The organism is Mesorhizobium sp. M2E.F.Ca.ET.209.01.1.1, from assembly GCF_004010375.2.
Taxonomy (GTDB): Bacteria; Pseudomonadota; Alphaproteobacteria; order Rhizobiales; family Rhizobiaceae; genus Mesorhizobium.
This window is the reverse complement of the sequence record NZ_SADP02000005.1, coordinates 149,797-162,622: the sequence shown is the minus strand read 5'-3', so window position 1 is coordinate 162,622 and position 12,826 is coordinate 149,797. Positions and strand designations below refer to the sequence as shown.

General features: G+C 62.2%; 18 protein-coding genes. 8 read left to right on the top strand and 10 right to left on the bottom strand.

Going from position 1 to position 12,826, the window contains the following annotated elements; all coding sequences use genetic code 11:
• The first annotated feature begins 29 nt into the window (after positions 1-29).
• The 4 genes from aztC (at position 30) to EN852_RS12210 (ending at position 2,396) form a co-directional block, all read left to right on the top strand.
• Positions 30-971 carry a zinc ABC transporter substrate-binding protein AztC gene (gene aztC / locus EN852_RS12225; RefSeq protein ID WP_127873873.1) on the top strand — a complete coding sequence of 314 codons (942 nt, stop codon included), beginning with the start codon at positions 30-32 and terminating at the stop codon, positions 969-971.
• Between the two features lie 131 nt (positions 972-1,102).
• Complete coding sequence (locus EN852_RS12220; RefSeq protein ID WP_127873874.1) at positions 1,103-1,525, top strand: YeeE/YedE thiosulfate transporter family protein; 423 nt, start codon at positions 1,103-1,105, stop codon at positions 1,523-1,525.
• 3 nt (positions 1,526-1,528) lie between these two features.
• Entirely contained in the window at positions 1,529-1,966 is a 438-nt protein-coding gene (locus EN852_RS12215; protein ID WP_127867718.1) for a DUF6691 family protein, read from the top strand.
• A gap of 91 nt (positions 1,967-2,057) precedes the next feature.
• Entirely contained in the window at positions 2,058-2,396 is a 339-nt protein-coding gene (locus EN852_RS12210) for a TIGR01244 family sulfur transferase (RefSeq protein ID WP_127873875.1), read from the top strand.
• On the opposite strand, the gene EN852_RS12205 is transcribed toward EN852_RS12210, so the two are convergent.
• The gene (locus EN852_RS12205; protein ID WP_127873876.1) at positions 2,393-2,860 is read right to left on the bottom strand and encodes an Lrp/AsnC family transcriptional regulator; all 468 of its coding nucleotides are present in this window, start codon (positions 2,858-2,860) and stop codon (positions 2,393-2,395) included. The two genes, EN852_RS12210 and EN852_RS12205, sit on opposite strands and share 4 nt — an antisense overlap.
• Before the next feature lie 138 nt (positions 2,861-2,998).
• Between EN852_RS12205 and hppD the strand changes: the two genes are divergently transcribed.
• From hppD to EN852_RS12190, 3 genes are read left to right on the top strand one after another with little or no spacing between them, the layout of a single operon-like run.
• Complete coding sequence (gene hppD, locus EN852_RS12200; RefSeq protein WP_127873877.1) at positions 2,999-4,114, top strand: 4-hydroxyphenylpyruvate dioxygenase; 1,116 nt, start codon at positions 2,999-3,001, stop codon at positions 4,112-4,114.
• A gap of 55 nt (positions 4,115-4,169) precedes the next feature.
• Positions 4,170-4,397: a type II toxin-antitoxin system prevent-host-death family antitoxin gene (locus EN852_RS12195; RefSeq protein WP_127873878.1), complete on the top strand. Its 228-nt coding sequence runs from the start codon at positions 4,170-4,172 to the stop codon at positions 4,395-4,397.
• Entirely contained in the window at positions 4,394-4,768 is a 375-nt protein-coding gene (locus tag EN852_RS12190) for a type II toxin-antitoxin system VapC family toxin (RefSeq protein ID WP_127867714.1), read from the top strand. Before EN852_RS12195 ends, EN852_RS12190 begins: the two co-directional genes overlap by 4 nt.
• A 136-nt stretch (positions 4,769-4,904) precedes the next feature.
• Here EN852_RS12190 and EN852_RS12185 read toward each other — a convergent pair whose 3' ends face one another.
• From EN852_RS12185 to hmgA, 7 genes are all read right to left on the bottom strand, one after another.
• Positions 4,905-5,231, bottom strand: coding sequence for a BrnA antitoxin family protein (locus EN852_RS12185; protein ID WP_127867713.1), 327 nt, complete (start codon positions 5,229-5,231; stop codon positions 4,905-4,907).
• A complete protein-coding gene (locus tag EN852_RS12180; protein ID WP_127873879.1) occupies positions 5,218-5,475 on the bottom strand; it encodes a BrnT family toxin in 258 nt (85 codons plus the stop codon). Before EN852_RS12180 ends, EN852_RS12185 begins: the two co-directional genes overlap by 14 nt.
• A gap of 75 nt (positions 5,476-5,550) precedes the next feature.
• Complete coding sequence (locus EN852_RS12175) at positions 5,551-6,087, bottom strand: DinB family protein (RefSeq protein ID WP_127867711.1); 537 nt, start codon at positions 6,085-6,087, stop codon at positions 5,551-5,553.
• A 28-nt stretch (positions 6,088-6,115) separates the two neighbouring features.
• Positions 6,116-7,129: a fumarylacetoacetate hydrolase family protein gene (locus EN852_RS12170; RefSeq protein ID WP_127873880.1), complete on the bottom strand. Its 1,014-nt coding sequence runs from the start codon at positions 7,127-7,129 to the stop codon at positions 6,116-6,118.
• Positions 7,130-7,144: 15 nt separating this feature from the next.
• Positions 7,145-7,498, bottom strand: coding sequence for a hypothetical protein (locus tag EN852_RS12165; protein ID WP_210238235.1), 354 nt, complete (start codon positions 7,496-7,498; stop codon positions 7,145-7,147).
• A complete protein-coding gene (locus EN852_RS12160; RefSeq protein ID WP_127873881.1) occupies positions 7,491-8,369 on the bottom strand; it encodes an MBL fold metallo-hydrolase in 879 nt (292 codons plus the stop codon). The genes EN852_RS12165 and EN852_RS12160 overlap by 8 nt, the downstream gene beginning before the upstream one ends.
• Positions 8,366-9,679, bottom strand: a complete 1,314-nt coding sequence (hmgA, locus tag EN852_RS12155; protein WP_127873882.1) for a homogentisate 1,2-dioxygenase — start codon at positions 9,677-9,679, stop codon at positions 8,366-8,368. The genes EN852_RS12160 and hmgA overlap by 4 nt, the downstream gene beginning before the upstream one ends.
• A gap of 132 nt (positions 9,680-9,811) precedes the next feature.
• Here hmgA and EN852_RS12150 point away from each other — a divergent pair, with 132 nt between their 5' ends.
• On the top strand, positions 9,812-10,258 hold the full coding sequence (locus EN852_RS12150) for a MarR family transcriptional regulator (RefSeq protein WP_127874396.1): 447 nt from the start codon (positions 9,812-9,814) through the stop codon (positions 10,256-10,258).
• Positions 10,259-10,298: 40 nt separating this feature from the next.
• On the opposite strand, the gene tdh is transcribed toward EN852_RS12150, so the two are convergent.
• Both tdh and EN852_RS12140 read right to left on the bottom strand, forming a co-directional pair.
• Positions 10,299-11,333: an L-threonine 3-dehydrogenase gene (gene tdh, locus EN852_RS12145; protein WP_127873883.1), complete on the bottom strand. Its 1,035-nt coding sequence runs from the start codon at positions 11,331-11,333 to the stop codon at positions 10,299-10,301.
• Between the two features lie 52 nt (positions 11,334-11,385).
• Positions 11,386-12,573, bottom strand: a complete 1,188-nt coding sequence (locus tag EN852_RS12140) for a glycine C-acetyltransferase (RefSeq protein WP_127873884.1) — start codon at positions 12,571-12,573, stop codon at positions 11,386-11,388.
• Positions 12,574-12,826: the final 253 nt, after the last annotated feature.

Sequence of the window (12,826 nt, the reverse complement as noted above, 5' to 3'; positions counted from 1 at the left end):
CAATCCCCAAGCAAGGAGACTGTCCCCCAATGCTGAAATCCTTCCGAGTCGCCCTGGCGTTGAGCGTTATAACATTAAGCGCTTTCGCAACGTCATCGGCGTTCGCCGCGCCGCTCAAGGTCGTGGCGAGCTTCACGGTGATTGCCGACCTCGCGAAAAATGTCGGCGGCGACCGGGTCAACATCACCACCATCGTCGGACCGGATGGCGACGCGCATGTCTATGAGCCGAGCCCGGCCGACGCGGTGGCGATGGCAGGCGCCGACGTCGTGCTGGTCAACGGGCTGCATTTCGAAGGCTTTCTCCAGCGCCTGGTCGATGCCAGCGCCACCAAGGCCGCGATCGTAACGCTGACCAAGGGTGTCACGCCGATCGACTTCAAGCCGGAATTCGCCGACGCCGATGCCGCCGAAGGCGCCGACACTGGCGGGGGCAAGACGGTCACTGATCCGCACGCGTTCCAGTCGATCGCCAATGCCAAGATCTATGTGAAGAACATCGCCGATGCCTTCTGCGCGGCCGACGGCGAGGGTTGCGACAGCTACAAGGCCAACGCCGCCGTCTACACCACCAAGCTCGATGCGCTCGAAGGCGAAGTGAAGGCCGCGATCCAGTCGATCCCGGAGGCGAAGCGCGTCGTCATCACCTCGCATGACGCTTTCGGCTATTTCGAACACGAATACGGCCTGACCTTCCTCGCGCCGCAGGGCATCTCGACCAATTCCGAGCCTTCGGCCGCCGACGTCGCCAAGCTGGTCGAGCAGGTGAAGCAGGACAAGGCGGCGGCGATCTTCGTCGAAAACATCACCAATCCGCGGCTGATCGAGCAGATTGCCGGCGAGACGGGCATCAAGGTCGGCGGCACGCTCTATTCGGACGCGCTGTCGGGATCGGACGGCCCGGCCTCGACCTATATCGACATGATGCACAACAACATCACGCAGATCAAAGGCGCGATCCTCGGCAGCTGAGCCGGGCTGCGGCCTGCGCAGCGAAACGGCCAACGCCGCCTTTCCAGCCGGACCATTTCCGGCTGGATTCCCATGCGAAAATGCCTATCTGCTGAAAGAGCATCTCCTCATCGACGCGGATTGGCCTTTCCATGACCGACTTCACGCCTTTCCAGTCTCTGCTTGGCGGAGCCCTTATCGGCCTGTCGGCCGTGCTGCTGATGACATTGCATGGCCGCATTGCGGGAATGACCGGGATACTGACCGGCGTTATCCCACCGGCGTCCGCCGACTGGAAGTGGCGCGCTGCCTTTCTCGCCGGCGCGATCGGCGCGCCGTTGCTGATCCAACTCGCCGGCAAGGATATCGAATTCAATGTGCCGGTACCGACGGTGGCCCTCGTCGTCGGTGGCTTTCTCGTCGGTGTCGGCGTGCATTTCGGCGGTGGCTGTCCGAGCGGCCACGGCATTTGCGGCATCGCACGACTGTCACCGCGCTCGTTCGTCGCCGTCGCGACCTTCATGGCCACAGCCTTCGTCACTGTTTTTGTCGCCCGTCATGTGATTGGAGGCTGAACCATGAGCAAGCTCGCCTCGGCCTTCCTGATCGGCGGACTTTTCGGTTTGGGCATCGCTGTGTCGGGGATGATCAATCCGGCGAAGGTGCTGAATTTCTTCGACATCGCCGGAAGCTGGGACCCCAGCCTGATATTCGTGATGGGCGGCGGCCTTGCCGTTGCCTTCGCCGGTTACCGTCTCATATTCGCCCGACGCAAGAGGCCGGTGTTCGAAACGGCTTTCGCCTTGCCGGCCAGGAAGGACATCGACAGCCAGCTCGTCGGCGGCGCCGCTCTGTTCGGCATTGGCTGGGGCATCGCCGGCTTTTGTCCAGGCGGCGCCATTCCGGCGCTCGGCCTTGGCCGCACGGAGACGCTGATCTTCGTCGTCGCGATGGTGGCGGGCATCGCGGTGGCGCGCTTGGCCAGGATCCGGCTTGCCCGCGTGGCGACCACTTAGGAAATCTCCACGGCAGTGGTTGCCCGCCGGTCCGGGGAGTGGCAGAACTGCGCCCAAGCCAACAGGCGCCTAGGATTGCGAGGACGACACCATGGAATACCGCCAGATCAGCGATGACTATTCGGTCTCCGGCCAGATCCAGCCCGAGGATATCGCCGCCATCAAGGACGCCGGCTTCAAGAGCGTGATCTGCAACCGGCCGGACGATGAGCAGCCGGGCCAGCCTTCGGCCGGGAGCGTCCAGGCAGCTGCCGAAGCCGCCGGGCTTGCCTTCCGCTACATCCCGGTCATCAGCGGCCAGATCACCATGGACAATGTCGAGGACCAGGCCGCAGCGCTGGACGAGCTCGAAAGCCCGGTGTTTGCCTATTGTCGCTCAGGCGCACGCTGCACCAACCTTTATGGGCTGATCCAGCAGCAGCGGAGCTAAATAGGCAGCGCGGCGGTTTCCTTCAGCGTCTCTAATACGATCGCCGTCTTCACGTGCTGTACGGATTCGTGCGGCAGAAGAACACCGTTGACGAACTCCGACAGTGATTTGAGGTCGGGCGTCACTACCTTCAGGATATAGTCCATCTCGCCGGTCAGCGCGTGCGCCTCCTGCACCTCGGGCAGGCGGGCCACCAGCTCGCCGAAGCGGCGGGCATTGTCGCGGTTGTGAGTGGCCAGGGTCACCGAGATGACGTTGACCAGCGAAAAGCCCAGGCGATCGCGATCGAGCACGGCGCGATAGCCCTTGATGTAGCCATCGTCCTCAAGTCGCTGGCGGCGGCGCGAGCATTGCGAAGGCGACAGGTTCACGCGCTCCGAAAGATCGTTGTTGGTGAAGCGCGCATCATCCTGCAGAAGCGCCATTATCTTGCGGTCAAATTGGTCCAGGCGCGCGTCATCCATACGTATTCCTCCAATCATGCACAATTTGCGCACATGATGCGCATTTCAAGCGGTTGAATGCAAGCACCGTGCGGCGGCTTCGCGCTATCCTGATGAAAGATGGCCAAGCCCGGCCAAAACACCTTTCGGAGGACTGCCATGGGCCCCTTCCCGCACGACGCACCGCCCGCGAAAATCAGCAAGCAAAATCCCGCTGGCACCGACGGTTTCGAATTCGTTGAATTCGCGCATCCCGAGCCCGCCAAGCTTTCCGAGTTGTTCACCCGCATGGGCTATACTGCGGTGGCCAAGCACCGGACCAAGGACATCACCGTCTGGCGCCAGGGCGACATCAACTATGTCGTCAATGCCGAGCCCGGCTCGCATGCGATGAAGTTCGTCGACAAGCACGGCCCCTGCGCCGCCTCGATGGCCTGGCGCGTGGTCGATGCCAAGCACGCTTTCAACCATGCCGTGTCGAAGGGCGCCACGCCCTATGAAGGCACCGACAAGGCGCTCGACGTGCCGGCCATCGTCGGCATTGGCGGCTCGCTGCTCTATTTCATCGAGGCCTATGGCGAGAAGGGTTCGGCCTATGACGCCGAGTTCGAGTGGCTGGGCGCGCGCGACCCGAAGCCCGAAGGCGTCGGCTTCTACTTCCTCGACCACCTCACCCACAACGTCTATCGCGGCAACATGGACAAATGGTGGGATTTCTATCGTGACCTGTTCGGCTTCAAGCAGATCCATTTCTTCGACATCGACGGCAAGATCACCGGCCTTGTCAGCCGCGCCATCACCTCGCCCTGCGGCAAGATCCGCATTCCGCTGAACGAGTCCAAGGACGAGACCAGCCAGATCGCCGAGTATCTGAAGAAGTACAATGGCGAGGGCATCCAGCACATCGCGGTCGGAACCGACGCCATCTACGAGGCGACCGACAAGCTCGCCGCCAACGGGCTGAAGTTCATGCCCGGCCCGCCCGACACCTATTACGAGATGTCGCATGAACGCGTGCACGGCCTTGACGAGCCGATCGAGCGCATGAAGAAGCACGGCATCCTGATCGACGGCGAAGGCGTGGTCGACGGCGGCATGACCAAGATCCTGCTGCAGATCTTTTCGAAGACGGTCATCGGACCGATCTTCTTCGAGTTCATCCAGCGGAAAGGCGACGAAGGTTTTGGCGAGGGCAATTTCCGCGCTCTGTTCGAGTCGATCGAGCAGGACCAGATCAAGCGCGGCGTTATCAAGCTGGGTGACAAGGCGGCGTAGACCTGCTTGCGGCTCGGCCTCTTATGACCTAAATTCTGGTCATAAGAGGCCGCCCATGAACATTCCAATGGCAAAAGCCAAGGCGCAGCTTTCCGAGTTGGTGAAGCGTGCCCAGGCTGGCGAAAAGATCCATCTGACAAAGCATGGAGAGGTTGTCGCAACCTTGAGCGCTCCCTTTCGGCCTGGCGGAAGCAAAGGCCTGCTTGGAGCGCTGAAGGGCCAAATCTGGATAGCGGACGATTTTGATGAACTCGGTCCCGAATGGGACGAGTATACTAAATGAGCCCCAGATATCTGGTTGATACCCATATTCTGCTTTGGGTGCTCAACGCGGACTCACGTCTTTCGGATCACCATCGCGACATTTTTCTGGCGGGCAAGGATGTGACCGTCAGCGCCATCTCAGTGGCCGAGATTGCCATCAAGAAGTCGCTCGGCAAAATCACACTCACCGGCAACATCGTCGACATTCTGCAATCGAATGGAATTCCAATCCTCGGGGTGAATGAACTGCATGCGGCAAGGCTTGAACACTTGCCGTTCCATCATCGCGATCCCTTTGACCGCCTGCTCATCGCGCAGGCTCAAATTGAGGGCCTGACTCTCGTTACCGCGGATCGGCATTTTTCAGCGTATGATGTCGCGCTGGCTTGATCATTCCAGCCTCAGCCGGTCGACCTCGTCCTTTCTCAGCTTGATAGTCGTAGTCTAGCAGAAATTCGTCCAATTGCGGCGGCGCGACTAAATGTGGCGCGCCGAACCATTGGCGTCGATGCGGTGGTGTTTGAAGCTACTTTTGGAGGCCAGCGGCTTTGCGCAGGATATCGTTGATGCGGCTCTGCCAGCCGGGTCCGCCGGCACGGAAGCGGGCAACCACATCGCTATCGAGGCGCAGCGTCACCTGTTTCTTCGGATTGTCGAGCGCCGGCCGGCCGCGCGAACGGCGAATGCTTTCGGCAAGATCAGGAAACACCTCGGTGAAGGGACGAGCGTTCCGAAAATCCTCCTCGGTCCATTCGGGATTGTCCGAAACGGCGTCCCAATCTTCCTGGGTAAAGCCTTTGCCTGGCTTGAATTCCTTGTCAGGCTTCGTGATGTGAAGCTTAGTTTTCGCCATCGAACAATCTCCTTTCCGTCTGGTTGGCCGGCCGCATCGAAACAATCGAGATGCCTTCGGAGCCAAGCCGGGCAAAGACCACGGCAACCACGCCGCTAACTATCCGGCCAATCGCCATGAAACGACCGGCTTCGGCTGCGCGGATCGTCGACGCAAGGAAAAACTCGTCGTCCAACGCAGCGAAATCCAAGCCGTGTTTGTCGATGTTGGCCAACCGTTTCGGTTCATCCCAAACGATCTTCATCTGAATTTATGTACCTACAATAATTAAGTCAACAATTTTTGTAACTACGATAATTCCCGAAATGGCTTCGCTCGTTCACAACCCCAGCCGCTCGACCTCGTCCTTCCTGAGCTTAATGTCGTAATCGAGCAAAAACTCATCCAATTGCGGCGGCGCTACCGAAGTGCCCGAGAGCATCGCATGCACCTGGCCGCGATGATGGATGTCGTGCAGGAAGACATGCGCGAGGATGTCGCCGATGCGTTCGGGGATCTTGCCGTCCTCGCGTCTGTCGGTGATGACGCGCCGGTCGAGATCGGCTTCCGACAGGCCGTCGCAGAAGGCGACAAGCCTGCGGTCGAAATCTGCCTGCGCCTCGGCAAGGCTTGCCGCGCCGTCGAACGGTACGAAGTCGTCATAGGCGGCGGCGCCGAGACCGCCATCGGTCAGGAAGTCGAAATAAAGAAGGTCGACCGCGAGGATGTGGTTGAGCGTCTCCCGGATCGACGGAAAGAAGCTGACGCGCCCGGCCTCGAACTCGCCGGGCTTCAGCGCGAGCACGGCGCGGTAGAGCCGGTCGTTCGACCACAGATTGTTGCGGGCCATGCGGCGCAGATGCTTGAGCAGAGTCACCGTTTCGGCCTCCTCCCCCGGCCCGCGCCTATTTGACGTATTTCTCGACCTTCTGCTCGATGGCGCCGAAGATCGAATGGCCGGCCTTGTCCTTCATCTCGATGCGCACCGTGTCGCCGAAACGCAGGAACGGCGTCTTCGGCTCGCCACTCTCGATGGTCTCGATCATGCGCAGCTCGGCGATGCAGGAATAGCCGGCGCCGCCGGCCGAGACGGGTTTGCCCGGCCCGCCGTCCAGCTTGTTGGAGACGGTGCCGGAGCCGATGATGGTTCCGGCGGCAAGCGGCCGGGTTTTCGCAGCGTGCGCGATCAATGCCGGAAAGTCGAAGGTCATGTCGATGCCGGCATTGGCGCGTCCGAAGGGCTTGCCGTTGAGATCGGCGAGCAGCGGCAGGCTGACCTTGCCGCCATCCCAGGCATCGTCCAGCTCGTCGGGCGTGACAGCGACAGGTGAGAATGCGGAAGACGGTTTCGACTGGAAGAAGCCGAAGCCTTTGGCCAGCTCCGGGCCGGTGATGGCGCGCAGCGTCACGTCGTTGACCACCATGACGAGGCGGATCGCCTCCCTCGCCTCTTCCAGGCTCGCGCCCATCGGCACGTCGTCGACAATCACGGCGACCTCCGCTTCCATGTCAATGCCGAAGGCCTCGTCCGCCACGCGGATCGGATCGCGCGGCGCAATGAAGGAGTCCGAGCCGCCCTGGTAGATCAGCGGGTCGGTCCAAAAACTTGCCGGCATCTCGGCGCCGCGCGCCTTCCGCACGAGTTCGACGTGGTTCACATAGGCCGAGCCGTCCGCCCACTGATAGGCGCGCGGCAACGGCGAATGCGCGTTGTGTTCGTGGAAACGCTCCGACGGGACGGCGTTGGTCTCGAGCGATTCCGCCAACGTCGCGAGATGAGGGGCAATGCGGCGCCAGTCGTCGAGCGCCGCCTGCAGCGTCGGCACAAGGAAGGAGGCGTCGGTGAACCGCGTCAAATCACGCGAGACCACGACCAGCTTTCCGTCGCGCGTCCCGTTCTTCAAGGTGGCAAGCTTCATCAGTCCTCCCGATCGTTATTCGTAGTATTTGCCGGCATAGATAATTCTCGCCGCCGCCTTCCAGGGATTGTCATCCGCAAGATGCGCTGGATCACCACGACGGCTGTCGTCGGTCCAGGTGGTGGCCCAGGCGACTGCGGCTTCAAGGAAATCTGCTATTGAACCGTTTTCCCACCCATTCCAGCTTGAATGGGATCCGGCGGACCTTCCCGCCTCCTTGCGGTCCGCATCCGCGCGGTCCTTGTGCAGCGCATCGATGAAGCGGACAAAGGACGGTAGGTCCTGCACGCTGTCCAGGAACAGGGAAAGCTGCGCCGACGATGCCGCCCCGGATTTATTAACCTCGTCCCAAAGCTCTACGTCAGCCATTGTCACTCCCTAACCCCACAACAAGGCCGTAGCGGGCAATCGTCAAGTCACCGGCCCAAGATTTCCTGACAGCGGTGACCCAATCGGCTTCGCCGATCGCTGGATCGTCGGCCGGAATGAGGTGGTTGAGCACCAGCCGCCGCACGCCGGCATCGCTGGCGATGCGGCCGGCATCCTCGGCGAGGCTGTGGCTGGCGAAGAGGTGCTCGCGCAGCCGCGCGCCGTTGCCGGTTCGGGCGACGAGCCTTTCCAAACCTTGTTCCAGCATGGCCTCATGGACGAGAATGTCGGCCTCATTGGCAAAGCCGGCCAGCGGCGGAAAGAAGGCCGTGTCGGCGGAAAAAACCACGCTTCTACCGCCATGCTCGAAACGTAGCGCGAAGCATTCGGTCACCGGCGGATGGTCGACGCGCAGCGCCGTCACTGTCAGTCCTTCCTCCTCCAGGATGGCGCCCTCGCCGAATTCCTTGATGGAGACCAGTTCGCGGATATCCGGACGACCCTCGTCGACGATGCGGATCTCGATGTCGAACTCCATCGCCTGGCAGAACCGCTGCCAGTAACGGCCGGTGCCGGGCGGCCCGAAAACGGTCACCGGCGTCGCCAGGCCCGCGGTCCAGGCGGTGTGGATCAGCGGCCCGAGTTCCAGAACATGGTCCGAGTGGAGATGCGTGATGAAGATCAGGTCGAGCGCCTTGAGGCTGATGCCGGCATCGGCCAGGCCGCGCGTGACGCCCAGCCCGCAATCGACGACGATGTTACGCCCACCGAGTTCCAGCAGCGAAGAGCTCGGCCATGGCCCGCCCGGCCGCAACGCCGGACCGCCCTTGGAGCCGAGCAGGACGAGTCGGTCCGCTGCTTCGGCGCTCAAGACCAGTCGCCCTCCGGTGTGCCGTTGAAACGTTTCTTCAGGTCGGCCCAGCAGTCGATATAGTTCTCCTGCAAGGTGCCGAGCTCGGCGGCATAGCGCGTCAGCATCTGCGGGAAACGCGTCTCGAACATGAAGGCCATGGTGTTGTCGAGCTTGACCGGCTTCAAGTCCGCGCGGATCGCCTTCTCGAATCCGGAAGCGTCCGGCCCGTGCGCCAGCATCTGGTTGTGCAGGCTGATGCCGCCGGGGACGAAGCCTTCCTCCTTGGCGTCGTACTGGCCCTGGATCAGTCCCATGAACTCGCTCATGATGTTGCGGTGGTACCAGGGCGGCCGGAACGTGTTTTCCGCCACCAGCCAGCGCGGCGGGAAGATGACGAAGTCGACATTGGCCGTGCCCTCCTCGCCGCTCGGCGCCGTCAGCACGGTGAAGATCGACGGGTCGGGGTGGTCGAACAGGATGGCGCCGACCGGCGAAAACGTCGCCAGATCATATTTGTAGGGCGCGTAGTTACCGTGCCACGCGACGACGTCGAGCGGCGAATGGCCAAGCTCGGTGACGTGGAAAGAGCCGCACCATTTGACGATCAGCCGGCACGGCGTCTCCTTCTCCTCGAACCAGGCGCAGGGCGTCTTGAAGTCGCGCGGATTGGCCAGGCAATTGGCGCCGATCGGGCCGCGGTCGGGCATGGTGAACTTGGCGCCGTAGTTCTCGCAGACATAGCCGCGCGCCTCCTTGTCGGCGAGCTCGACCTTGAAGACCAGGCCGCGCGGCAGCACGGCGATCTCGCCGGGCCGAAGCTCGATCACGCCCATTTCGGTGACGAAGCGCAACGCGCCGACCTGCGGCACGACCAGCAACTCACCGTCGGCGTTGAAGAAATGGTCGTCGGTCATCGAGCGATTGGCGACATAGACATGGGCGGCCATGCCGGACTGGCCGACCGCGTCGCCGGCCGTGGTGAAGGTTCGCATGCCGGAGATGAAGTCCGTCGGCTCGATGGGCATGGGCGTCGGGTTCCAGCGGTATTGGCCGAGCGCCAGTTCATGATCGCCAATGTTGGGGCCCGTCTTCCACAAAAGATAGCTCGCGCCCTTGAAGCGGTCGGTATGTTTGACGCTCGGGCGGATGCGGTAAAGCCAGGAACGCTCATTGGTACCGCGCGGCGCGGTGAAGGGCGAGCCGGAGAGCTGCTCGGCATAGAGGCCGTAGGCTGGCCGCTGCGGCGAGTTGCGGCCCTGCGGCAGCGAGCCAGGCAGCGTCTCGGTCTCGAAATCATTGCCAAAGCCCGGCATGTAGGAAAAGGCCATCCGATCCTCCCTGATCCCGGCTTGCCAGCGTCTCGAGACGCGGCCCTGCCGGCGATGTTGACCAAACTGGTTTCATTTGTAACCATCGAAAATGTAACTATCAACGGCGCGCTGCATCCCGGAGAGCGCTTCATGGAACCTGAAATCCTCGAACTGGAAAGCTTTCTCCCGTACCGTCTCTACCGGCTTGCGGACACCGTCAGCCGCGAGTTCTCCCGCATCTACAAGGAGCGCCACGGCCTGACGCGGCCGGAATGGCGCACGCTCTCAGGCCTCGGCCAACGCGGCACGATGACGGCGACAGAGCTCGGCGAGCAATCGGCCATGCACAAGACCAAGGTATCGCGAGCGGTCGCCGAATTGGAACGCCGGCGCTGGCTTACGCGCACGCCCGATGACAATGATCGGCGCGTGGAACTACTGGCGCTGACCAAGGCGGGGCTCGCCGCCTATCGTGAGATGGTGCCGCTGGCGAAGGCGTTTGAGAGGGAGTTGCTGGAGAGGTTGAGCGAGGCGGAGCGCACCGCGATCGTGACGGGGGTCGCGGCGCTGGAGGAGGCCTTGGAAGAAAAGGGCTGATAGGCTGGCGAAGGAACTCGACGTCTCCGTCGAAGCGCCCCTACCAGTCCATCACCACCTTGCCGGAACTGCCGCTCCGCATTGCATCGAAGCCGATCTGAAAATCATCGATCCCAATCCGGTGCGTGATCAGCCCCGACACATCCAACGGCCCCTGCACCAGCGCGATCATCTTGTACCAGGTCTCGAACATCTCGCGGCCGTAGATGCCCTTGAGATGCAGCATCTTGAAGATGACCTTGTTCCAGTCGATCTCGAAGCCGGTGGGCGCGATGCCGAGGATGGCGATCTTGCCGCCATTGTTCATGGTGTCGATCATGTCGCGGAAGGCGGGGGCGGCGCCCGACATCTCCAGGCCGACGTCAAACCCTTCGCTCATGCCGATCGAGGGCATGACGTCGCGCAGCTTCTCCTTCGAGGCGTCGACGACGTGCTGGACGCCGAGCTTGCGCGCCAGATCCAGCCGGACAGGGTTGATGTCGGTGATGACGACTTTTCGCGCGCCGACGCATTGGGCGACCAGCGCGCCCATGATGCCGATCGGGCCGGCGCCGGTGACCAGCACGTCCTCGCCGACCAGGTCGAAGGACAATGCCGTGTGCACGGCATTGCCCAGCGGATCGAAGATAGCGGCGATCTCGTCCGGAACGTCGTCCGGGATCGGCACGACATTGTGTTGCGGGATGGCCATATATTCACCGAAAGCGCCGGGGCGGTTGACGCCGACGCCCAGCGTGTTGCGGCATAGATGGCCCCTGCCCGCGCGGCAGTTGCGGCAATGGCCGCAGACGATGTGGCCTTCGCCGGAGACGCGCTGGCCGACCTTGTATTCGGTGACCGCCGCGCCGAAATCCGCGACCGTGCCAACGAATTCATGGCCGGTCACCATCGGCACCGGCACAGTCTTCTGCGCCCACTGGTCCCAATTGTAGATGTGGACGTCGGTGCCGCAGATCGCGGTCTTCCTGACCTTGATCAGCACGTCGTTGGGGCCGATCTCCGGCACCGGCACCTCTTCCATCCAGATGCCCGGCTCGGCCTTTGCCTTCACCAGCGCCTTCATCATGTTGGACATTCTTTTGTTCCTTGAATCGCTTGATCCGGTACCTTTTTTCAGCGCCAGCCGTTCACGAAATCACGCCCAGTTCCTTGCCGACCTCGCCGAATGCCTCGACCGCGCGGTCGATATCGGCGCTGGAATGGGCGGCCGACATCTGGGTGCGGATGCGCGCCTGGCCTTTCGGCACCACCGGGAAGGAGAAGCCGATGACGTAGATGCCGCGCTTCAGCATGCGCTGCGCCATCTCCTGCGCCAGTGCGGCATCGCCCAGCATCACCGGGATGATCGGATGGTCGGCTCCGGCAAGCGTAAAGCCGAGCTTACCCATCTTGGAGCGGAAGCGATCCGCATTGGCATATAGGCGCTCGCGCAGCGCGTCGCCACGGCGGATCAGCTCGAACACCTTGATCGAGGCGCCGGCGATGGCCGGCATCAGCGTGTTGGAGAAGAGATAGGGCCGCGAGCGCTGGCGCAGCCAGTCGACCACCTGCCTCTTGCCGGACGTGTAGCCGCCGGAGGCGCCGCCCAGCGCCTTGCCCAGCGTGCCGGTGATGATGTCCACCCTGCCCTCGACACCGCAATGCTCAGCCGAGCCGCGGCCGTTCCTGCCGACGAAGCCGACGGCATGGCTGTCGTCCACCATGACCATAGCGTCGTATTCTTCGGCCAGATCGCACACGCCCTTCAGGTTGGCGATGATGCCGTCCATCGAAAACACGCCGTCGGTGGCGATTAGCCGGAAACGGCAGTCCTTCGCCTCTTTCAGCCGCGCTTCGAGATCGGCCATGTCGTTGTTGGCGTAGCGGAAGCGCTTGGCCTTGGAGAGCCGCACACCGTCGATGATGGAGGCGTGGTTCAAGGCGTCGGAGATGATGGCGTCCTCCTCGCCGAGCAGCGTCTCGAACAGGCCGCCATTGGCGTCGAAGCAGGAAGAATAGAGGATGGTGTCCTCCATGCCGAGGAAGGAGGAGATCGTCGCCTCAAGATCCTTGTGCTCTTCCTGCGTGCCGCAGATGAAGCGCACCGAAGCCATGCCGTAGCCGTAGCGATCCAACGCATGCTTTGCCGCGTCGCGCAGGTCCAGGCTGTCGGCAAGGCCGAGATAGTTGTTGGCGCAGAAGTTCAGCACCTTTTCGCCGCCGACCTCGATCTCGGCGGACTGCATGGAGGAAATCACCCGTTCGGATTTGTAGAGCCCGGCCGATTTCAGGCCCTGGAGCTCGCTGTCGATATGGGAAAGGAATGCTTTGCTCATGGGTCCGGCCCTGTTCGGTTCGAGGCCGGACTGTCGCGCCACGGCTGCAAAAAATCCATCGCAAAAGCGACCGCTTCGGTGGCGTCGTGAAAGCCCGGTCGCAATCCTGTACGAGGATGCATATAAAAATGGAGTGTGCAGGAAAGGACGTGCTAACCATCTTGCGAGCTTTGTCGCGCCGCTGCGATCGCGACTGGCCACACTTGCCGAGCTGTTAACCCTTTCAAGGCAAACGTCTTCCCGCCACGAGTTC